Here is a 22,273-nt window from a genome sequence, read left to right as displayed (position 1 = left end):
CCCGTCACTTCGGTGACGGTGTAGTTACAGGAACTTGGCCTTGCCCGGCCCCTCGTCCACGAAGCTGCGCATCCCCCGCTCACGGTCCTCCGTGGCGAACAGGCCCGCGAACCAGTTCCGTTCGACGGCGAGACCGGTGTCGATGTCCGTCTCCAGACCCGTGTCGATCGACTCCTTCGCCGCGCGCAGGGCGAGCGCCGGGCCCTGCGCCAGCTTCGCCGCCCACGCGTGCGCCGTGTCGTACACCTCGGCCGCCGGGACCACCTGGTCCACCAGGCCCAGAGTCAGCGCCTCGTCGGCCTTCACCATCCGGCCGGTGAAGATCAGGTCCTTGGCCTTGGACGGGCCGATCAGCCGGGCCAGCCGCTGGGTGCCGCCCGCGCCCGGGATCAGGCCGAGCAGGATCTCCGGCTGGCCCAGCTTGGCGTTGTCGGCGGCGACGCGGTAGTCCGCGCACAGCGCCAGTTCGCAGCCGCCGCCGAGCGCGTACCCCGTCACGGCCGCCACCACCGGCTTGGGGATGCGCGCCACCGCCGTGAAGGAGTCCTGCAGGGCGCGGGCGCGCAGGACCATCGCCGTGTGGTCCATGGCCTGCATCTCCTTGATGTCCGCGCCGGCCGCGAACACCTTCTCGCCGCCGTAGACGACGACCGCGCGCACGTCGTCGCGGCGCGTGGCCTCCTCGGCGAGTTCCTTCAGCCGGTCCTGCGTGGCGATGTCCAGCGCGTTCATGGGCGGGCGGTCGAGGCGAAGGGTGCCGACGCCCTCGGCGACTTCGAGATTCACGGTCATGCCAGCAGGTTAACGGGGACTAACGGCGACCGGGCCGGTGCGGTCGGTCACACCGGGCCCGTCCTCGTCAGAGGCTCACGCCTTCCACTTCTCCCACGACATGTTCCAGCCGTTGAGCCCGTTGTTCGGGGCCACGGTCCGGTCGTTGGAGTTCTTCACCACGACCACGTCGCCGATCAGCGAGTTGTTGAAGAACCACGCGCCCGGTGCGTCCTTGTCCCAGCCGCCGCGCACGTCGCGCAGGCCGATGCAGCCGTGGCTGGCGTTGTAGTTGCCGAAGGCGCCGCCGGCCCAGTAGTTGCCGTGCAGGAAGGTGCCGGAGGTGGTCAGGCGCATGGCGTGCGGGACGTCCTTGATGTCGTACTCGCCGCCGTAGCCGACGGTCTCGCCGTTCATCCGGGTCACCACGTGCTTCTCGCTGATGACCATCTGGCCGTTCCAGGTCTCCATGCCGGGCTTGCCGGTGGTGACCGGAATGGTCTTGATGACCTTGCCGTCCCGCATGACCTTCATCGTGAGCTTCTTGGCGTCGACGACGGAGACCTGGTTGCGGCCGATGGTGAAGGAGACGGTCTTGGCCTGCTCGCCGTAGACGCCGGGGCGGCCCTCGACGCCGTTGAGGTTGAGCTTGACGGTGACCTTGGTGCCGGCCTTCCAGTACTTCTCGGGCCGGAAGTCGAGCCGGTCGTTGCCGAACCAGTGGCCCTCGACCTCGACGGCCGGTTCGGTCCTGATCTCGATGGCCTTCTCGACCTGTTCGGGGTTGGTGATGCCCCGGGTGAAGTTGAGGGAGAAGGGCATTCCGACGCCGACGGTGGAGCCGTCCTCGGGGGTGAAGTAGCCGATGAACGTGTTCTGCGGCGTCAGGGTGGTGAAGCTCGCGGACTCGGCGGCCTCGCGCCCGGCGGAGTCCTTCGCGACCGCGTGCACCTGGTACTTGGTGGACGCGGCCAGGTGGGTGGACGGCGTCCAGGTGGCGCCGTCCTTGGATATCTCACCGGCGATCTCGGTGCCCTTGGCGTCCTTGACGACGACCTCGGTCAGCTTGCCCCTGGCGGCGGTGACCTTCAGGGCCCCGCTGGTGTCGACGGACTTCGCGCCGTCCTTGGGGGCTATGGCCACGGCTGCCTCGGACTGCTTGCTCTGCGCCGTGGCCGACCTCTTGCCCTTGCCGTCCGCGGACCCGGCTCCCGAGCCCGATCCGGAGTCCGAGCCGCCACCGCACGCGGTGACGGCCAGCAGCAGTACGCCCGCGACCAGCGCCCGCCCCTTGCGTCCGCGCCCGCCCCTCTTTCGGCTCGTTCGCCTCCGGCCCTCCGGCTCACTCGCGCGCGCGTCAACCGACGCCCCCGATATCGGTCGCACGTTCAACTTGTCTCCCCTCAACGGGCCCCGGACCGGGCCCCGATCGGACCCCCTCGGGCCCGCTCCCCTGCGCGTCCCGCGCGCTCGGCGCATATTAACCACATGATCGGCGCGGTCGAGGCCGCACGATTGTCACTGTTCAGTCCCAACACCGACCGGCCGCCATGGCCGCCCCACCCCCCGGCAGGGTCACTTCAGAGCACTGCCCGCTTTCCACTCGTTCCACCCCATGTTCCAGCCTCCGAGCCCGTTGTCGGGAGCGACCTTTTTGTCATCGCTGTGGACGACCTCGACGACGTCCCCGACCAGAGTGCGGTCGAAGAACCAGCCCGCCGGCGTCTGAGAGCTGCCGCCCTTCTCGTCCCGCAGCCCGATGCACCCGTGACTGACGTTGGTCTCGCCGAAGGCAGTGGCCGACGCCCAGTAGTTGCCGTGCAGGAAGGTGCCGGACTCGGTGAGGCGCATGGCGTGCGGGACATCCGGGATGTCGTACTCACCGCCGAAGCCGACCGTGCTGCCGTTCATCCGGGTCACCTCGTACATGTCGGTGACCACCATCTTCCCGTTGTACGTCGGGGTCTTGGGCGCGCCCGCGGTGATCGGCACCGTGCCGAGCAGTTCGCCGTCCCGGCGCACCTCCATGGTGTGCTTCGCCGCGTCGACCAGGGAGACCTGGCTGCGGCCGACGGTGAAGGCGACCGTCTTGTACTGCAGCCCGTAGACGCCGGGTGCGCCCTCGACGTCCCTGAGCCGCAGGTCGACGGTGACCTCGGTGCCGGGTTTCCAGTAGTGCTCGGGTCGGAAGTCGAGCCGGTCCCGGCCGAACCAGTGCGGGCGGATCTCGACGGCGGGTTTCGCGGTGACGCGTACGGCCCGTTCGACGGCCGCGCGGTCGGCGATCTCCCGGTTGAACTTCAGGCTGACGATCATGCCGGTGCCGACCACCGAGCGGTTCTCCGGGGTGACGTACCCGATGAAGCGCTCCTCGGGGACATGCGTGGTGAAGGTGGTGTGCCGGGCGGCGCGGCGACCGTCGCCGTCCACGGCCACCGCGTCGACGGTGTATTCGGCGGCCAGCGCCAGCTTCGTGTCGTCGGGTTCCCAGCGCCGGCCGTCCGCGGAGATCCGGCCGGGCACCGGCAGTTTCTGGGCGTCCTGGGACTTGACGACCCGTACCGACTCCAGACGCCCACTGGACACCCGTACGGACAGCGTCTCGTAGGGGTGGACGCCCTTGCTGCCGTCGTCCGGCGCGACCTCGATGACGTCCTCGGGGGACCGGGGTTTGCCGAGCGCGCCGAGCCCGCTCACTCGGTCGGTGGTGCAGCCGGTGGCCCCGGCCAGTAGTACTGCCCATGTCAGTAGGGCGGCCAGTGCGGCCCCCGCGCGCCGCGCGCGCCCATGTACGTGCCTCACAAACGTGTCCAACGACCGGGCCCGCCCTGGGGAAACGTGAGTGCGAGCCAAGCTCTGGGCAGAACAGTGGGGAGGACGACGGGCCGGGCTCCGCGGAGGGACGCCGTGCGCCGGCCGACGTCGTCGCCACGAGCCGCGGGAGGCTGACAGGTGTCCAGCGCAGCCGAGCAGGAGACGGTGGCCGGGCAGGGCGGACGCCCGGCCACCGCGTTGAACGGCGCGCCGCGCGCCGCGCCGGCCGCCGCGGTGCCGGTGTGGCCGGGTGCGCCGACACCGCTGGGGGCCCGGTTCCGGGTCGGCCCGGACGGGGTGGCGGGGACCAACTTCGCGCTGTGGGCGGGCGGGGCGGAGGCGGTCGAGCTGTGCCTGTTCGACGAGGACGGCACGGAACGGCGGCATCGCCTGACCGAGCTGACCCATGAGATCTGGCACGGCTTCGTGCCGGGCGTCATGCCGGGGCAGCGCTACGGCTATCGGGTGCACGGCCGCTGGGACCCGTGGACCGGCGGCCGCTGGAACCCGGCGAAGCTGCTGCTCGACCCGTACGCGCGCGCGGTGGACGGCGACTTCAGCCTGCCGCCGGAGGTCTACGGGCACGTCCGGGACTGGCCCCAGCAGCAGGTCGCGGACACCGTGCGCGACGAACGCGACTCGGCGCCGTACGTCCCCAAGGGGGTCGTCGTCCACGATGACGACGACTGGGCGGACGACCGGCGCCCGAAGACGCCGTGGGCGGACTCGGTGATCTACGAACTGCACGTGCGCGGCTTCACCATGCTGCACCCCCAGATCCCCGAGGAGCTGCGGGGCACGTACGCGGGCCTGGCCCACCCGGCGGCGATCGAGCACCTCACGAAACTGGGTGTCACGGCCGTCGAGCTGCTGCCCGTACACCAGTTCGCGCACGAGGACCATCTGCTGCGCCGCGGCCTGAGGAACTACTGGGGCTACAACTCCATCGGCTACTTCGCCCCGCACGCCGCGTACGCCGCGTCCGGCACGCGCGGGCAGCAGGTCGGCGAGTTCAAGCGGATGGTGCGGGCCCTGCACGCGGCGGGCATCGAGGTCATCCTCGACGTCGTCTACAACCACACCGCGGAGGCGGGCGAACTGGGCCCGACGCTGTCCCTGAAGGGCATCGACAACCGCGGCTACTACCGGCTCCAGGCCGACGCCCGCCGGTACGCCGACTACACCGGCTGCGGCAACACCCTGCACGTCGTCCAGCCGCACGTGCTGCGCCTGATCACGGACTCGCTGCGCTACTGGGTGACGGAGATGGGCGTGGACGGCTTCCGCTTCGACCTGGCGGCGGCGCTGGCCCGCTCCATGCACGACGTCGACATGCTCTCGCCGTTCCTCGCCGTCATCGCGCAGGACCCGGTGCTGCGCCGGGTGAAGCTGATCGCCGAGCCGTGGGACGTCGGCTCCGGCGGCTACCAGGTGGGCGCCTTCCCACCGCTGTGGACGGAGTGGAACGACCGCTACCGCAACGCCGTCCGCGACTTCTGGCGGCACGCGCTGCCGGACGTACGGGAGATGGGCTACCGGCTGTCGGGGTCCAGCGACCTCTACGCCTGGGGCGGGCGACGGCCGTACGCCTCGGTCAACTTCATCACCGCGCACGACGGTTTCACGCTCCGGGACCTCGTGTCGTACGAGCGCAAGCACAACGAGGCGAACGGCGAGGGCAACCGGGACGGCACGGACGACAACCGGGCCTGGAACTGCGGGGCGGAGGGCGAGACCGACGACGAGCGCGTCCGGGCTCTGCGCAGGCGCCAGCTGCGGAACCTGCTGACGACGCTGCTGCTGTCGACGGGCGTGCCGATGCTGGTCGCGGGCGACGAGCTGGGGCGCACCCAGCGCGGCAACAACAACGCGTACTGCCAGGACAACGAGATCAGCTGGGTCGACTGGGGGCTCCTGGACGAGCCGGGGTGGCGGGCGCTGTTCGACCTGACGTCCCGTCTGATCGAGCTGCGCCACCGCCATCCGGTGCTCCGTCGCCGGGCGTTCTTCTCCGGGCGGGCGCACTCGGCGGACGGGCTGCGGGACCTGGCGTGGTTCACCACGCGGGGCACGGAGATGACGGAACGGGACTGGTACGCGCCCGCGGCGACGGTCGGCATGTACCTGTCCGGGCGGGACATCCCGGGCCGGGACGAGCGGGGTGCGCCCATCCTCGACGACAGCTTCCTCGCCGTCCTGCACGCCGGGGAACGCCCGGTGAGCTTCGTCCTGCCGGGTCCGCCGTGGGCGGAGCGGTACGAGGTGGTCGTCGACACCTCACGGGAGGAACAGGCCGAGGCGCCGGGGGTGACGCACCGGGCGGGGGCGGCGGTGACGGTGCCGGCGCGGGCGGTGTTGTTGTTGCGGGTGGTGGGGTGAGCCCCGGAGGCAGCCGCAGCCGCCGGTCCTTGACGCCGAGCTTGGCATACGACCCCTCGAACACGCAGGTCGTAGGACCATCGGCGGACCGTGGTCCGGCCGAAACTCAGTGGGCGTTGTCAGTGGCAATCCGTAGGCTCGCCCCTGATGCCCACGACACGTGCCACCACGACCCGAGACCGCTCCGCCGTCCGCTCGTTGCTGCGCCTGTGGCCCTACGTCAGGCCGGTGCGGGCCCGGCTGTTCACCGCCGCGTTCGTCGCGATCGTCGCGTCCTGCGCCGGGCTGGTGATCCCGCTCGTGCTGAAGTGGCTCGTGGACGGGCCGGTCGCCGACCGGGATCCGGCGGGCGTGTGGCTCGGCGCGCTGTTCCTGCTGCTGCTCGGGCTGGCCGAGGCGCTGCTGTTCGGGCTGCGGCGGTGGCTGGTGGCGCGGCCGCTGGCCGGGGTCGAGGCGGCGATGCGGGCGGATCTGTACCGGCATCTGCAGCGGCTTCCGGTGGCGTTCCACGACCGGTGGGCGTCGGGGCAGCTGCTGTCCCGGGGGACCACCGATCTGATGCTCCTTCGGATGTTCCTGGCCTTTCCATTGACGTTCCTGCTGGTGAACGGGGTGACGATCCTCGTCGGCGTGATCATCATGCTGGTGCAGGACCTGACGCTGGGTCTGGTGATCCTGGGGCCCGCCGTGCCGGTGGTCGTCAGCTGCTTCGTCTTCGAGAGGCGGTACGCCGAGGTGGCGCGGCGCGCGCAGGACCAGGTCGGTGATCTGACGACGGTCGTCGAGGAGGGCGTGCTCGGCATCCGGATCGTCAAGGGGTTCGGTCGGCATCGCAGTCAGGCGCGGGCGTTCTGGGAGCTGTCGCGGACGCTGCGGGGGACGGAGCTGCGCAAGGCGCGGCTGCTGGCGACGATCCTGACCGTCATCGTCACGTTGCCCGAGGTGGCCATCGGGGCGGCGCTGGTGCTGGGGTCCGTGCGGGTGGCGGACGGGGATCTGTCGGCGGGCACGCTGGTGGCCTTCCTGTCCACGGCACTGGCCCTGCGCTGGCCGGTCGACTCGATCGGCTTCCTGCTGGCGATGAGCCAGGAGGCGGCGACGGCGACGGAGCGGTACTTCGAGGTGATGGACGCGGAACCGGAGACGGCCACCGCGCCGACGCGCGTCTCCAAGGGCGGCCCGGACCGGGGAATTCGCTTCCACGCCGTCGGCTTCCGCTACCCCGACGCCCCGGCGGACTCCCCGCCCGTCCTCGAGCACATCGACCTGCACATCCGCCCCGGCGAGTCCATGGCGCTCGTCGGCGCGACCGGCAGCGGCAAGACCACTCTCACCGCGCTCATCCCCCGGCTGCACGAGGTGACCTCGGGGCGGATCACGCTCGACGGTGTCGACATCGCCACCATGTCCCGCCAGGAGCTGCGCGCCAAGGTCGCCGTCGCCTTCGAGGAGCCGACGCTGTTCTCGGCGAGCGTCGGGGAGAACGTCCTCATGGGCGCCGCCGACGAGGCCGGGACGGCCGAGGTGAACCGCGCCCTGGCCGTCGCCCAGGCCGACTTCGCGCACGCGTTGCCGCAGGGCACGGACACCCAGGTCGGTGAGCAGGGGCTGAGCCTGTCCGGCGGTCAGCGGCAGCGGCTGGCGCTGGCCAGGGCGGTCGTAGGACGGCCGGAGTTCCTGGTCCTGGACGACCCGCTGTCCGCGCTGGACGTGCACACCGAGGCCGCCGTGGAGGCGGCGCTGCGGGACGTGCTCGCCGACACCACCGCCCTGATCGTGGCGCACCGCCCGTCGACGGTGCTGCTCGCCGACCGGGTCGCCCTGCTGTCCGGCGGCCGGATCGCCGCCGTCGGCACGCACCACGAACTGCTGCGTGACAACGCCGAGTACGCCCATCTGATGTCCGGGACGGAACTGGAGGCAGCCCGATGACCGCGTCCACATCCACCCCCGTCCCGGTCGCCGACGACGAGCCGCAGGAGCCGCAGCAGCCGGGCACGGCCGACGACCCGTTCGACAAGGACGTCCTGCCCGCCCCGCCCGGCGCCACCGGGGCCCTGCTGCGCTCCCTGCTCGCGCCGATGAAGGCCCGGGTCGCCCTGACCACGCTCCTGCTGCTTCTGCAGCAGGCGGCCGTGCAGGCGGGCCCGCTGCTGGTGGCGTACGCCATCGACAACGCCGTACCCGCGTTCCGCGCCCACGACAGCGGCCCGCTGATCGCGGTGGCGGTCGGCTATCTGCTGTGCGCGGGCGCCTCCGGCGGGCTCCAGTACGCCTTCGTCGTCACCTCCGCCCGGGTCAGCCAGGACGTGCTCCTGGATCTGCGCGGCCGGATCTTCCGCCACGCGCAGGCGCTGAGCGTCGACTTCCACGAGCGATATACGAGCGGCCGCCTGATCTCCCGCTCCACCACGGACGTCGAGTCGCTGCGCGAGCTGCTGGAGGAGGGCCTGCAGGAGCTCGTGATGGTCATCCTGTCCTGCGTGTACGTCGCGGCGATCCTGCTCTGGCTCGATCTGGGCCTGGGCGCGGTGGCGGTGGCGTCGTTCGGGCCGCTGTGGTGGTTCGTACGGCTGTACCGGCGGCGGGCGCGGCGGGTGTACACGACGCGGTCGACCGCGATCGCCGCGGTGATCGTGAAGTTCGTGGAGACGATGAACGGCATCCGCCCGGTGCGCGCGTTCCGCCGGGAGGCCGCCAACGACGCGGAGTTCCGCGTGCTGAACCGGCGGCACGAGCGGACGAACGGCGACGCGCTGCTGGAGATGGCCCGCTATGTCGTCTGCTCGCGGATCGTCGGCAACACGGCGGTCGCGCTGATCGTGCTGTGGGGCGCGTACCGCGTCGCGGACGGCACGCTCGCGCTCGGCGTGCTCGCGGCGGCGGTGCTGTATCTGCGCCGGATGTACGACCCGATCGACCGCTTCGGCATGTTCCTCAACTCCTACCAGTCGGCGGCGGCCTCCCTGGAGAAGATCGCCGGGCTGCTGGCCCAGACGCCGTCGGTGCCCGAGCCGTCGGCACCCAAGGAGCTCCCGCCCCTGGCCTCCGAACACCCCGGCCGCGAGGTCGTCTTCGACGGCGTGCGCTTCGCCTACCGCACCGGCGGCGAGGTGCTGCCCCGCTTCGACCTCACGATCCCGGCCGGGCAGACGGTCGCGGTGGTCGGCTCCACGGGCGCGGGCAAGTCGACGCTCGCGAAGCTGCTGGCCCGCTTCTACGACCCGACCGACGGGCGGGTGCTGCTCGACGGGGTGGACCTGCGCGAGCTGGCCGTGCCCGAGCTGCGGCGCGGGGTGGTGATGGTGACGCAGGAGTCGTTCCTGTTCTCCGGCACGGTCGCCGAGAACATCGCCATCGGGCGGCCGGACGCCAGCCGCGAGGAGATCGAGGGCGCCGCGAAGGCGATCGGCGCGCACGGCTTCGTCGCGGCGCTGCCCGAGGGGTACGACACGGACGTGCGCAAGCGGGGCGGCCGTATCTCGGCCGGTCAGCGTCAACTCGTCGCCTTCGCACGGGCGTTGCTCGCGGACCCGGCGGTGCTGATCCTCGACGAGGCGACCAGCTCGCTGGACATCCCGGGTGAGCGGGCCGTGCAGCGGGCGATGGCGACCGTACTGAAGGGCCGTACCGCCGTCGTGATCGCGCACCGGCTGTCCACGGTGGAGATCGCGGACCGGGTGCTGGTGATGGAGCACGGCCGGATCGTGGAGGACGGCAGCCCGGCCGAACTCATCGCGGGCACGGGGCGGTTCGCGGGGCTGCACCGGGCGTGGCGGGACAGTCTGGCGTGAGCACGGTTGACGAGGACCGGGGAACGGGGAGCGATGATCGACGCGTACGAGGATCCCGGCACGCCCGACAGCCGAAGCCCCGCCCGCTATCTGTGGTGGCTGGTGCGCAGCCAGCCGGGCCGGTCGGCCGCGGGGGCGGTGCTGGGGATCGTGTCGCTGGCGCTGCCCGCGGTGGTGCCGTATCTGCTGGCCCGAGCGGTCGACGACGGTCTGGAACCCGGTGACCGGGCGGCGCTGCTCGGCTGGGCGGCGGCCGTGCTGGCGGCCGGGGCGCTCGACGCCTGGCTGAACATCGCCCGGCACCGCACGATGACCCGGGTGCGGATGGACGCCAACTTCCGCACGGTCAAGGTGGTGGTCGGGCAGGCGGTCCGGCTCGGTGCCTCGCTGCGTCGGCAGGTCGCCGCCGGGGAGGTCGTCACGATCGGCGTGGGCGATGTGCAGACCATCGCCACCTCCCTGACCGTGATCGGCCCCGGCGTCGGCGCGGTCGTCGGGTACGCCGTCGTCGCCGCGCTGCTGCTCGCGGTGTCCCCGCTGCTGGCCGCCGTGGTGCTGCTGGGCGTGCCGGTGATCGGCGTCCTGGTCGGGCCGCTGATGGGCCGTCTGCAGGGCACGGAGACCACCTACCGGGAACGGCAGGGTGCGCTGACCGCGCGCATCGGCGACCTGGCGGGCGGGCTGCGCGTGCTGGGCGGGCTCGGCGGCAAGGAACTGGTCGCCGAGGCCTTCCGGCGCGACTCGGGGCGGCTGCGCGCGGAGGGGTACCGGGTCGGCGCGGTGACCAGTTGGATCCAGGCGCTGGGCCTGGGCCTGCCGACGGTGTTCCTGGCCGTGGTGACCTGGCTCGCGGCCCGGCTGGTGGCCCAGGGGGAGATCACCGTGGGCGAGTTGGTGTCCGTCTACGGCTATGTCGCGGTGCTGGTGGTGCCGGTGGCGTACTTCCTGGAGTTCGGCCAGCAGGTCAGCCGGGGGCTGGTGGCCGCGCGCCGGGTCGTACGGTTCCTGCGGCTCGACCCGCTGGACGACGGCGGGGCGTACGACGCCCCGGCCGAGCCGTCCGTGCTGCACGACCCGGCGTCGGGCGTGCGGGTGCTGCCCGGGCGGCTGACCGCGCTCGCGTGCGAGCGGCCCGGTGACGCGGCGGAGGTCGTCGACCGGCTCGGGCGGTACGCGCCGTCGGACGCGACCTGGGGTGGCGTCCGGCTGGACGAGATCGCGCTCGCGCGGGTGCGGGAGCGGATCCTGGTCGCGGACCACGAGGCCGACCTGTTCGCCGGGACCCTGCGGGACGTGGTCCGCGGGCGGACCGACGCTGACGACACGGCCGTGGCGCGGGCCGTGCACGCCGCCGTGGCCGACGACATCGTGCGGGGCCTGCCGGACGGGCTGGACTCACGGATCGACGCCCAGGGGCGCAACCTCTCCGGCGGTCAGCAGCAGCGGGTACGGCTGGTGCGGGCGCTGCTGGCCGACCCCGAGGTGCTGCTCGCCGTGGAGCCGACGTCCGCGCTCGACGCGCACACCGAGGCGGCGGTGGCGCAGCGGATGCGCAAGGCGCGCACGGGCCGTACGACCGTCGTCACCACCACCTCGCCGCTGGTGCTGGACCGGGCGGACACGGTGTACTTCCTGGTCGAGGGCAAGGTCGCGGCCAGTGGGACCCATGAGGGGCTGCTGGCGTACGCGCCCGGGTACCGGGCGCTGGTGGCGCGCGACGCGGATGCCGACACGGCGGAGGCGGTGCGATGAGCGGGCAGCCGGGCCAGTTGCCCATCGCCGGGCCCGCCGAGGTGCGCCGGGCCATGGCGGGGCTGATCCGGGTCGACGGGCGGGCGTTCGCCGCCGTGGTGGCCCTGAACGCGCTCGCGGCCGGGGTCGGGCTGGCGGGGCCGTGGCTGCTGGGGCTGATCATCAACGAGGTCCGGGCGGGCGGCGGCGTCGAGGTCGTCGACCGGCTGGCGCTCGCGCTCGTAGGGTGCGCGCTGGCGCAGTTGCTGCTGTCGCGGTGGGCGCGGTACGCCGGGCACCGGTTCGGGGAGCGGACGCTGGCACGGATCCGGGAGGGGTTCGTCGACCGGGCGCTGTCGCTGCCCGCGTCGGTGGTGGAGCGGGCCGGGACCGGGGATCTGACGGCGCGGGGCACCGCCGACGTCACCGCCGTCGGAACCACGTTGCGGGACGCCGGTCCCGAGCTGCTCATCGCCTCGTTGCAGGTGCTGTTCCTGTTCGGCGCGGTCGTCGCGCTGGACCCGCTGCTGGGCGCTTGCGCCCTGCTGGGCTGGCTCGGCATCTGGTTCCCGCTGCGCTGGTACCTGCGCCGGGCGCGCTCCGCCTACCTCGCCGAGGGCGCGGCCACCTCGGACGTCGCCGAGGTCCTCGCGGCCACGGCGGCCGGTGCCCGCACCATCGAGGCGTTCGGGCTCCGGGAGCGCCGGATCGCGGCGAGCCGGGACGCGCTGGCGGAGGCCCGGCGCACCCGGCTCCACACTCTGCGGCTGCGCAGCGTGTTCTTCCCGGCCGCGGACTTCGCGTACGCCTTCCCGGTGGTGGCCGTGCTGCTGGTCGGGGGCCTTCTGCACGAGCGGGGGACGGTGACCCTGGGTGCGGTGGTGGCGGCCGCGCTGTATCTGCGGCAGGTCACCGAGCCGCTGGACGTGATCCTGGTCCGCATCGAGCAGTTGCAGATGAGCAACGCCTCCTTCGCCCGCGTGGAGGGGCTCGCGCTGGCGCCCCGGACGGCTCCGGCCGACTCCCCCGACCCGGCCGACGACCGCATCGACGTGACCGGCGTCCGCTATGCCTACGACCGGGGCGGCGAGGTCCTGCGCGGCGTCGACCTGACGATCCGGCCCGGGGAGCGGCTCGCGGTGGTCGGCCCGTCCGGCGCGGGCAAGTCCACGTTGAGCAGGCTGCTGGCCGGTGTCGACACGCCGGGCGCGGGCAGTGTGACGGTGGGCGGGGTGCCGGTCGCCGGTCTGGGGCCGGAGCGGCTGCGCCGCCAGGTCGTGCTGGTGACGCAGGAGCACCACGTCTTCCTCGGCACGGTCCGCGACAACCTCCTGATCGCCGAACCGGCCGCCACGGACGAGCAGGTGTGGACCGCGCTCACCGCGGTCGGCGCCGACGCCTGGGTACGTGAACTCCCCGACGGTCTCGACACCGAGCTGGGTACGGGGGCGTGCCGCACCGACGGCTCACAGGCCCAGCAACTGGCCCTCGCCCGCGTCGTCCTGGCCGACCCGCACACCCTGATCCTCGACGAGGCCACCGCCCTGCTCGCCCCGACGACCGCCCGGCACACCGAGCGCGCCCTGGCCGCCGTACTGAAGGGCCGTACGGTCATCGCCATCGCGCACCGGCTGCACACCGCGCACGACGCGGACCGGGTGGCGGTGATGGAGTCCGGGCGGATCACCGAACTCGGCACGCGCGAGGAGCTGGTGGCGGCGGACGGGGCGTACGCACGGCTGTGGCGGACGTGGCACGGGGAGCCCGCCGGGTAACGGGCGTCCTGTTCGTATACCGAACACGAACTCCCGGACAACGAACGATTTCCGGCCAAAATTTTGACGCGCTCCTGACAGTCCACGCCCACGGTGTCACGCTTCTCACGGCCACTCCACAGCAACCCCACGTCCACACCGCTGTGTTGTTCCCGTGGCCGCGTGCACCTGGTTTCGCGTTCTGCCCGGACGGCCCCCTCGCCGTTTCCGGATCTCCCCTGGCCGCGCGATCCGCGGCCACGCAGAAGGAGTCAGTGTTGAGCAGCAGTTCCTCATCGAGCAACGGTTCCTCCCACAGACGCACCCCCCGCGCAGCGGCCGTCGCCCTGGTCGGCGTCGCCGCGTTCCTCGCCGCCGCCGTGCAGTCCGGCGCCGCGACCGCCGCCCCGGAGAAGGCACCGTCGGCGGCGGCCCAGGCCGACCCGGGCGCCCTGCCCGTGAAACTCACCCCGGCCCAGCGCGCGGCGCTGATCCGCGAGGCGGACGCCGGGAAGGCGGACACGGCACGGGAGCTGAGCCTGGGCGCCCAGGAGAAGCTCCTGGTCCGGGACGTCGTCAAGGACGCCGACGGCACGATCCACACCCGCTACGAGCGGACGTACGCCGGTCTGCCGGTCCTCGGCGGCGACCTGGTCGTCGAGACGGCGAAGGACGGCCGTACCGAGGCCGTCACCAAGGCGACCCGCGCCACCATCAAGGTGCCCTCGCTGCAGCCGGCCGTCGCCCCCGCGGCGGCGGAGCGGCAGGCGCTCGGCGTCGCCCGCGCCGAGGACGCCAAGAGCCCGGACGTCAGCCGCGAGCCCCGCAAGGTCGTCTGGGCCGCGAGCGGCAAGCCCACGCTCGCCTACGAGACGGTCGTCGGCGGCCTCCAGCACGACGGCACCCCGCAGGAACTGCACGTCGTCACCGACGCCACCACCGGCGAGAAGCTGTACGAGTGGCAGGCCGTCAAGAACGGCACCGGGCACACGGTGTACAGCGGCACGGTCCCGCTCACCACGACCCAGTCCGGCTCGACGTACAACCTCACCGACGGAGCGCGCGGCAACCACCGCACGTACAACCTGAACCGCGGCACCTCCGGCACCGGCACGCTGTTCTCCGGCCCGGACGACGTCTGGGGCAACGGCAGCCCGTCCAACCTGGAGTCCGCCGCCGCCGACGCCCATTACGGGGCGGCGCTGACCTGGGACTACTACAAGAACGTGCACGGCCGCAACGGCATCCGCGGCGACGGCGTGGCCGCCTACTCCCGGGTCCACTACGGCAACAACTACGTCAACGCCTTCTGGTCCGACAGCTGCTTCTGCATGACGTACGGCGACGGCGCGGGCAACGCCAACCCGCTCGTCTCGATCGACGTGGCCGCGCACGAGATGACCCACGGCCTGACCTCGGCCACCGCGGGCCTGGTCTACAGCGGTGAGTCGGGCGGCCTGAACGAGGCGACCTCCGACATCATCGGCGCGGCCGTCGAGTTCTACGCGAACAACTCCTCCGACGTCGGTGACTACCTCATCGGCGAGGAGATCGACATCAACGGCGACGGCACGCCGCTCAGGTACATGGACCAGCCCAGCAAGGACGGCGCGTCGAAGGACAACTGGTACTCGGGCATCGGCTCGATCGACGTGCACTACTCGTCCGGTCCCGCGAACCACTTCTTCTACCTGCTGAGCGAGGGCAGCGGCGCCAAGGTCATCAACGGCGTCAGCTACAACTCGCCGACCGCGGACGGGCTTCCGGTCACCGGGATCGGCCGGGCGAAGGCGGAGCAGATCTGGTTCAAGGCGCTCACCACGAAGTTCACGTCCACCACCAACTACGCGGGCGCCCGCACCGGCACACTGGCGGTCGCCGGTGAGCTGTACGGCACCACCAGCGCCGAGTACAAGGCGGTGCAGGACGCCTGGGCGGGCGTCGCGGTCGGTTCGCGCCCCGGCGGGGGCGACGGTACGTCCTTCGAGAACACCACCGACGTGTCGATCCCGGACAACGGTGCGGCCGTGACCTCGTCGATCGCCGTGTCCGGACGGGCGGGCAACGCCCCGGCGAACCTCCGGGTGGGCGTGGACATCATCCACACCTGGCGCGGTGACCTGGTGATCGATCTGCTGGCCCCGGACGGGACGGCGTACCGCCTGAAGAACTTCAGCTCCTCGGACTCGGCGGACAACGTGCAGACGACCTACACGGTCAACGCCTCCTCCGAAACCGCCAACGGCACCTGGCGGTTGCGGGTGCAGGACCAGGCACGGTACGACACCGGCTACATCAACAGCTGGAAACTGACGTTCCCGTAAGCACGTTGGTGACGGCGGCACCCGGCGGGAAGGCGACGCCGGGTGCCGCCCTACTCTTGGCGCATGTCGTTCACGTACGAGGATGTCGGCGCGACCCGCGAGACGGGCTTCTGCCCGCCCGGCTTCCACCCCCTGCACGTGCGGACCCGGATCGGCGAGGGCGAGCGGGTGTTCCACCGGGCCGCCGAGGCCCTGTGCACCTGGGAGGTGCATCGCGCGATGGGCGTCGGCATCGAGGCCACCGCCGACCGCGCCGCTCCCGGCGTCGACGTCACCGTCACCCTCGCCGGCCTGATCAAGGCCCCCTGCCGCGTCGTCTGGACGCTGTCCGAATACCGCCGCGCGGGCTGGGCGTACGGCACACTGACCGGCCACCCCGAGTGCGGCGAGGAGGCGTTCGTGGTGGAGCGGACGGGGGACGGCACGGTCTGGCTGACGGTGTCGGCGTTCAGCCGGGGCGCGAAGTGGTACGCGCGGGCGGGCGGGGCGGTGACTCGGGGGGTGCAGGCGGCGTATGCGCGCAGGTGCGGCACGACGTTGCGCCGCCTGTGCGCGCCGCTCGACGACTGACCCGGTCACCGCCGGGTGTATCGGGCCGCCGTGTACGCGGCTGGGCCGGTGAGTTCTGTCCCTGTGCCGTCGAGCATGTCCAGGACCTCGAAGTCTGCGCACTGTGCGTAGCGCTCAAGTTCGCGGGGGAACAGGACGCGCCTGCGGATCTCGTCCTGGGCCTCGTCGCCCGAGGAGAGCACCCAGTGCCGGTACACGGTGTTGATCTGGGTCCGCAGGTCCCACTCGTGCCGGATGGTGACGGTCGCGGGTCCGTCGGGGGTGTCGACCGTGGCGATGGGTCGGCTGGGTCCGGGTGATGGGGGCGACGGGAAAACACAGTACGAGCAGCGCGCCGGGCCGGGCGTGGGCCGCGAAGGTGGCGAAGACCTGGCTGATCTCCTCGTTGTCGTGCACGTAGGCGAGGCTGTTGCCCACGCAGGTCACCACGTCCATGCGCTTGCCGAGTCGTACGGTGCGCATGTCGCCGGTGCGGATGTCCAGTCCCGGCCGGGCCTGGTGGGCGTGGTCGACCATGCCGGGCTGGAGGTCCACGCCGATGCAGTCGAAGCGCTTGGCCAAAATCTCCAGGTCCCTGCTGGTACCGCATCCGAAGTCGACCAGAGTCCGCGCGTCCGGCCGGTGCAGCTCGATCAGGGTCCGGCACATTCCGGCGCCCGTGCTGTCGGACTGGACCATGTCGTAAAGTGCCGGATCGCGGTACAGGAGGTTTGTGGCTTCCACGTGCTCGGCTTCCGTGCTGGGGCTGGTCACATGAGGCTTCGCAGTCCCATCCAAGGCTCGCATCAAGCGCCCCGCAGCTGGGGGCGCTTGCTTGTGCGCCCGGATCATGCCTGGCGGTCACGGCACAAGCACACCACCCCCACACCCCGGGCCTATGCGCACCACCACCCGGCTCAGTCGGCCGAGAGGCGTGCCCCTCTACGACGGCCGCAGCCACACCGTCGCCAGCGGCGGCAGGGTCAGGCGGATGCTGGCCGGGCGGCCGTGCCAGGGCATTGCCTCCGGTTTGAGCGGGTCGGGGTTCGTCACGTCGCTGCCGCCGTAGCGGGTGGCGTCCGTGTTCAGGGTCTCGTGCCAGGCCGGGATGTCGTCGGGGACGCCCACGCGGTAGTCGTGGCGGACCACCGGGGAGAAGTTGCTGATCGCGAGGAGCGGGGTGCCCGTGGCGTCGTAGCGGAGGAAGGCCAGGACGTTGTCGTCGGCCGCGTCGCCGACGATCCACTGGAAGCCCTCCGGATGGGTGTCGCGTTGCCAGAGGGCGGGGGTGTGGCGGTAGACGGTGTTGAGGTCGCGGACCAGGTCGCGGACGCCGCGGTGGTCGGCCTCGGCACCGTACTCCGGGTCGAGCAGCCACCAGTCCGGGCCGTGCGCCTCGGACCACTCCGCGCCCTGCGCGAACTCCTGACCCATGAAGAGGAGCTGCTTGCCCGGGTGGGCCCACATGAACCCCAGGTACGCGCGGTGGTTGGCGCGTTGCTGCCACCAGTCGCCCGGCATCTTCGACACCAGCGACCGCTTGCCGTGCACCACCTCGTCGTGGGAGATCGGCAGGACGTAGTTCTCGCTGTACGCGTACACCATCGAGAACGTCATCTCGTGGTGGTGGTACTTGCGGTGGATCGGCTCGTGCGCCATGTACTGCAGCGAGTCGTGCATCCAGCCCATGTTCCACTTCAGGCCGAAGCCGAGGCCACCGAAGCCGCTCGGGCCCTTGTGGTGGGTGGCGCGCGTGACGCCGTCCCAGGCCGTGGACTCCTCGGCGATGGTCACCACGCCGGGGTTCCGCCGGTAGACGGTCGCGTTCATCTCCTGGAGGAACGCCACCGCGTCCAGGTTCTCCCGGCCGCCGTGCTCGTTCGGCGTCCACTGGCCCGGCTCACGCGAGTAGTCGAGGTAGAGCATCGAGGCGACCGCGTCCACCCGCAGGCCGTCGATGTGGAACTCCTCGCACCAGTAGAGGGCGTTGGCGACCAGGAAGTTGCGGACCTCCTTGCGGCCGAAGTCGAACTCCAGCGTGCCCCAGTCGGGGTGCGCGGCGCGCAGCGGGTCCTCGTGCTCGTACAGCGGACGCCCGTCGAACTCGGCCAGCGCCCAGTCGTCCCTGGGGAAGTGGGCCGGGACCCAGTCCATGAGGACGCCGATGCCCGCGCGGTGACAGGCGTCGACGAAGTACTTGAAGTCGTCCGGGGTGCCGAGGCGGGCCGTGGGCGCGTAGAAGCCGGTGACCTGGTAGCCCCAGGAACCGCCGAAGGGATGCTCGGCGACCGGCATCAGCTCTACGTGCGTGAAGCCGAGGTCCTTGACATACGCCGGGAGCTGATCGGCGAGCTGACGATACGTCAATCCGGGCCGCCAGGACGGGAGGTGGACCTCGTAGACGGAGAGCGGGGCCTCGTGCACGGGGATCTCCCCCCGGCGCGCCAGCCACGCCGCGTCGCCCCACTCGTAGTGCGAGGCGTGCACGATGGACGAGGTGTCCGGCGGAGCCTGGGTGCGGCGGGCCAGCGGGTCCGCGCGCAGGGTCTTCGAACCGTCGGGGCGAGTGATCTCGAACTTGTACAGCTCACCCTCGCCGATGCCGGGCACGAAGATCTCCCAGACGCCGGTGCCGCCCAGTGAACGCATCGGGAAGCCCGTGCCGTCCCAGTAGTTGAAGCCACCGGCCAGGCTCACGCCGCGCGCGTTCGGCGCCCACACCGTGAAGCGGGTGCCGGTCACGCCCTGGTGCGTCATCGGCTCCGCGCCCAGCGCCCGCCACAGCTGCTCGTGCCGACCCTCGCCGATCAGGTGCAGGTCGAGGTCGCCGAGGGTGGGCAGGAAGCGGTACGGGTCCTCGGTGTCCAGGACGGTGCCCTCGTACGCCACGCTGAGCCGGTACTCGGGGACCTCGGTGAGCGGCAGCAGCCCGGAGAAGAAGCCGTCGCCGTCGTCGTGCAGCTCGGCGCGCCGGTCGTCGGCCACGACGGTGACGGAGAGGGCGTAGGGGCGGAAGACACGGAAGATCACGCCGCCGCCGTCCGGCGCCGGGTGTGCGCCGAGGACGGAGTGCGGGTCGTGGTGGGTGCCCGTGAGCAGGCGGTCGCGGTCGACGGGGTCGAGGGCAGGGGAGACGGCGGGTACGGCGGGGGCGACGGGGGGTTGGGGGGCGGCCTTTTTGACGACCGTCTTCTTGGCGGCCGTCGTCTTGGGTGCGGTGGCCTTGGGTGCGGTGGTCTTGGCGGCTGGGGCCTTGGCGGCTGGGGTCTTCTTGGCCACCGTCGTCTTCTTGGCCGCCGTCGTCTTCTTGGCGGGCGCGGTCTTCTTCGCGGACGTGGCCTTCTTCGAGCCCGTTGTCTCCTTGGCGGCTGCTGTCTTGGCCGCTGCCGTCTGCGCCGCGGCCTTCTTCGCAACCGTCTTCTTCGCGGTGGCTTTCTTCGCGGTGGCCTTCTTCGCGGTGGCCTTCTTCGCGGTGGCCTTCTTCGCGGTGGCCTTCTTCGCCACAGCCGTCTCGCCGGTCGCCTTCTCGCCGGTCGCCTTCTTGGCTGGCGCCTTCTTGGCGGCAGCCGTCTGCGCCGGGGCTTTCTTCGTGGCAGCCGTCTGCACCGCCGTCTTCTTCGCGGCCGCCTTCTTGGCGACGGCCTTCTTGGCGACGGCCTTCTTGGCGACGGCCTTCTTGGCGACGGCCTTCTTGGCGGTGGCCTTCTTCCCGGTGGCTGTCTCCGCGGTGGCTGTCTCCGCGGCAGCCGTCTGTGCCGCGGCCGTCTCCGCGGCAGCCGTCTGTGCGGCCGCCGTCTCCGCGATGGCCGTCTCCGCGGCAGCCGTCTGTGCCGTGGCCTCCTTCGCGACGGCAGTAGCGACGGCCTTCTCCGCGGCAGCCGTCGGCCTCGGCGCGGCCGTCTCCTCGGGTGGGGTCGCCTGTTTCGGTACGGCGGCCTTCTCCTCGTGGGCCGTGGTGTCCTCGGCCGTCACGTTCGGGTCGGAGCCGCTGGAGGAGGTGGTGGTACGGGGGGTCACGGGCGGAGCCTCCTGGGAGGGTCAGGTCGGTTGGTTCGAGGCGAGGCGCCGTATCGCCGACAGCGGCACGGGGAGCCAGTCGGGGCGGTGCCGGGCCTCGTAGACGACCTCGTAAACGGCCTTGTCGGTCTCATGGGCACGCAACAGCACCGGGTCGGTTCGCGGATCGCGCCCGGATATCTCGGCGTATCCGGTGCAGTACGCGGCCCGGCAGTGCTCCGCCCAGCCCGCCACCGTCGGCTGCACGGAGTGGGCCGCGTAGTCGAAGGAGCGCAGCATCCCGGCGATGTCCCGCACGGCCGGCTGCGGCATCCGGCGTTCGGCGAGCGGCCGGGCCGGTTCGCCCTCGAAGTCGATCAGCGACCACTCGCCGGCCGGTGAGCGCAGGCACTGCCCGAGGTGCAGATCGCCGTGGATCCGCTGGGCGGTCCAGGTCTGCCCCTCGGAGGCCAGGTCGGCGAGCGCCTCGAACGCGGAGCGCAGCCCGGGGACGTACGGCCGCAGCGCGGGCACCGCCTGTGCGGCGAGGTCGAGGCGTCCGATCATGCCGTCGACCATGGAGCGCAGCTGGGTGTGGCCGAGGGTGACGGTCGGCAGGGCGCGGGCCAGCGCCGTGTGCACCTCGGCGGTGGCCCGGCCGAGGGCCCGCGCCTCGGCGCCGAAGTCCTCGCCCTTGGCCAGCTCGCGCAGGGCCAGCTCCCAGCCGTCGGTGGCGCCCTGGACGTAGGGCTGGAGGACACCGAGGACGTACGACTGCCCGGCCAGCTCCGCCCCCAGCCACGCCGTCGGCGCGGGCACCCGGGGGCAGCCCTCGCGGGCCAGCGCGAGCGGCAGCTCCAGGTCGGGGTTGACGCCGGGGACGATGCGGCGGAGCACCTTCAGGATGAACGTATCTCCGTATATGACCGAGGAGTTGGACTGCTCGGCGGTCACCGCGCGGCTCAGCAGGCCGGGCCGGATCTCCTGGTGCGGGTCGCGTTCGAAGCGGAGGCCGCCGATGCGGGCCCGGGTGCGCAGTGCTTCGAGGAGTACTTCGGCGGGCCGGGGGTCGTACAGGGCTTCGTAGACCGTGTGTCCGGCGAGCGGGCCCTCGGTGACGTGGCCGATCAGTGCGGGTGCCAGCCGGGGAGGCAGGGCCTCGCGCACGCCTACGAGGAGCTGGTAGCAGTCGCCGGGAGCCGGGGCGGCGCCCGTGCCGTGGACCGGCGTGGGCGGCTGGTAAACCTGGACGAGGAGGTGGTACAGGCCCAGCTTGCCGCCGACCGGGAGCAGTTCGGTGGCCGCCACCAGCGAGAATCCGGTGACCGGACGTCCTTTGCCGGCGAACCAGCGCTGGCGTGGCAGCCAGTCCCGCAGCAGCGGATCCAGCGACGCGAGGAGGCCGGGGCTGGTCGTCGTGGCGGGGCGGATGACGGCTTCCGACATGGCGTGCGTCCTTTCCCCTTCTCCGGTTCGCCTACGGGGCGCGGTCAGCCGGTGTCGGCTCACGCGGGCGGACGGGGTGTTACTGATGCGTGCCCCGGGCGGGACGGGAGAAACCGCCCCGCCCCGGACGTTCTAGGCGGCGTCCTTGCGGAGCCGGAACCAGTAGAAGCCGTGCCCCGCCAGGGTGAGCAGGTACGGCAGTTCACCGATGGCCGGGAAGCGGACCCCGCCGATCAGCTCGACGGGGTGGCGTCGGCTGAAGGCGCGCAGGTCGAGTTCGGTCGGCTGCGGGAAGCGGGAGAAGTTGTTCACGCACAGCACGAGGTCGTCGCCGTGCTCCCGCAGGAACGCCAGTACGGCCGGGTTGGAGGACGGGAGTTCGGTGTACGAGCCGAGTCCGAAGGCGGGGTTCTGCTTGCGGATCTCGATCATCCGGCGGGTCCAGTGCAGCAGCGACGAGGGTGACGCCATGGACGCCTCGACGTTGGTGACCTGGTAGCCGTAGACCGGGTCCATGATGGCCGGAAGGAACAGGCGGCCCGGGTCGCAGGACGAGAAGCCCGCGTTGCGGTCCGGGGTCCACTGCATCGGCGTGCGGACGGCGTCGCGGTCGCCGAGCCAGATGTTGTCGCCCATGCCGATCTCGTCGCCGTAGTAGAGGATCGGGCTCCCGGGGAGCGACAGCAGCAGGGCGGTGAACAGTTCGATCTGGTTG

General features: G+C 71.9%; 13 protein-coding genes and 1 pseudogene. 7 read left to right on the top strand and 7 right to left on the bottom strand.

Going from position 1 to position 22,273, the window contains the following annotated elements; all coding sequences use genetic code 11:
• Positions 1–24: 24 nt before the first annotated feature.
• The 3 genes from KWI83_RS27030 to KWI83_RS27020 all read right to left on the bottom strand — a co-directional run bounded on the left by KWI83_RS27030 (position 25) and on the right by KWI83_RS27020 (position 3,573).
• Positions 25–792: an enoyl-CoA hydratase/isomerase family protein gene (locus KWI83_RS27030; RefSeq protein WP_218516997.1), complete on the bottom strand. Its 768-nt coding sequence runs from the start codon at positions 790–792 to the stop codon at positions 25–27.
• 75 nt (positions 793–867) lie between these two features.
• On the bottom strand, positions 868–2,163 hold the full coding sequence (locus KWI83_RS27025) for an Ig-like domain-containing protein (RefSeq protein ID WP_218516996.1): 1,296 nt from the start codon (positions 2,161–2,163) through the stop codon (positions 868–870).
• A 183-nt stretch (positions 2,164–2,346) separates the two neighbouring features.
• Complete coding sequence (locus KWI83_RS27020) at positions 2,347–3,573, bottom strand: Ig-like domain-containing protein (protein WP_218516995.1); 1,227 nt, start codon at positions 3,571–3,573, stop codon at positions 2,347–2,349.
• Positions 3,574–3,723: 150 nt separating this feature from the next.
• On the opposite strand from KWI83_RS27020, the gene glgX reads away from it, so the two are divergent.
• The 7 genes from glgX to KWI83_RS26985 all read left to right on the top strand — a co-directional run bounded on the left by glgX (position 3,724) and on the right by KWI83_RS26985 (position 16,137).
• Positions 3,724–5,964 carry a glycogen debranching protein GlgX gene (gene glgX, locus KWI83_RS27015; RefSeq protein ID WP_218516994.1) on the top strand — a complete coding sequence of 747 codons (2,241 nt, stop codon included), beginning with the start codon at positions 3,724–3,726 and terminating at the stop codon, positions 5,962–5,964.
• 147 nt (positions 5,965–6,111) lie between these two features.
• Positions 6,112–7,896 (top strand): ABC transporter ATP-binding protein, encoded by a 1,785-nt coding sequence (locus KWI83_RS27010; protein WP_218516993.1) that lies wholly within the window; start codon positions 6,112–6,114, stop codon positions 7,894–7,896.
• Positions 7,893–9,758: an ABC transporter ATP-binding protein gene (locus KWI83_RS27005; protein ID WP_218516992.1), complete on the top strand. Its 1,866-nt coding sequence runs from the start codon at positions 7,893–7,895 to the stop codon at positions 9,756–9,758. The genes KWI83_RS27010 and KWI83_RS27005 overlap by 4 nt, the downstream gene beginning before the upstream one ends.
• 33 nt (positions 9,759–9,791) lie before the next feature.
• The gene (locus KWI83_RS27000) at positions 9,792–11,510 is read left to right on the top strand and encodes an ABC transporter ATP-binding protein (RefSeq protein WP_218516991.1); all 1,719 of its coding nucleotides are present in this window, start codon (positions 9,792–9,794) and stop codon (positions 11,508–11,510) included.
• Positions 11,507–13,264: an ABC transporter ATP-binding protein gene (locus KWI83_RS26995; RefSeq protein ID WP_218516990.1), complete on the top strand. Its 1,758-nt coding sequence runs from the start codon at positions 11,507–11,509 to the stop codon at positions 13,262–13,264. The genes KWI83_RS27000 and KWI83_RS26995 overlap by 4 nt, the downstream gene beginning before the upstream one ends.
• Before the next feature lie 254 nt (positions 13,265–13,518).
• Positions 13,519–15,567, top strand: a complete 2,049-nt coding sequence (locus tag KWI83_RS26990) for a M4 family metallopeptidase (protein ID WP_374106387.1) — start codon at positions 13,519–13,521, stop codon at positions 15,565–15,567.
• A 63-nt stretch (positions 15,568–15,630) separates the two neighbouring features.
• Positions 15,631–16,137, top strand: coding sequence for a DUF1990 family protein (locus KWI83_RS26985; RefSeq protein ID WP_218516988.1), 507 nt, complete (start codon positions 15,631–15,633; stop codon positions 16,135–16,137).
• A 5-nt stretch (positions 16,138–16,142) separates the two neighbouring features.
• On the opposite strand, the pseudogene KWI83_RS26980 reads toward KWI83_RS26985, so the two are convergent.
• The 4 genes and pseudogenes from KWI83_RS26980 to KWI83_RS26965 form a co-directional block, all read right to left on the bottom strand.
• Positions 16,143–16,890: pseudogene (locus tag KWI83_RS26980) on the bottom strand (trans-aconitate 2-methyltransferase).
• 168 nt (positions 16,891–17,058) lie between these two features.
• A complete protein-coding gene (glgB, locus tag KWI83_RS26975; protein WP_218516987.1) occupies positions 17,059–20,133 on the bottom strand; it encodes a 1,4-alpha-glucan branching enzyme in 3,075 nt (1,024 codons plus the stop codon).
• A gap of 21 nt (positions 20,134–20,154) precedes the next feature.
• On the bottom strand, positions 20,155–21,558 hold the full coding sequence (locus KWI83_RS26970; RefSeq protein ID WP_218516986.1) for a phosphotransferase: 1,404 nt from the start codon (positions 21,556–21,558) through the stop codon (positions 20,155–20,157).
• A 132-nt stretch (positions 21,559–21,690) separates the two neighbouring features.
• Positions 21,691–22,273: alpha-glucosidase C-terminal domain-containing protein (locus KWI83_RS26965; RefSeq protein WP_218516985.1), on the bottom strand; the 583-nt coding region annotated here is incomplete at its 5' end.

Origin of the sequence: Streptomyces sp. TRM70350, from assembly GCF_019219825.1 — a bacterium.
Classification (GTDB): Bacteria; Actinomycetota; Actinomycetes; order Streptomycetales; family Streptomycetaceae; genus Streptomyces.
Note: the sequence above shows the minus strand (reverse complement) of the source record. Positions and strands in the feature narration are given on the sequence as shown.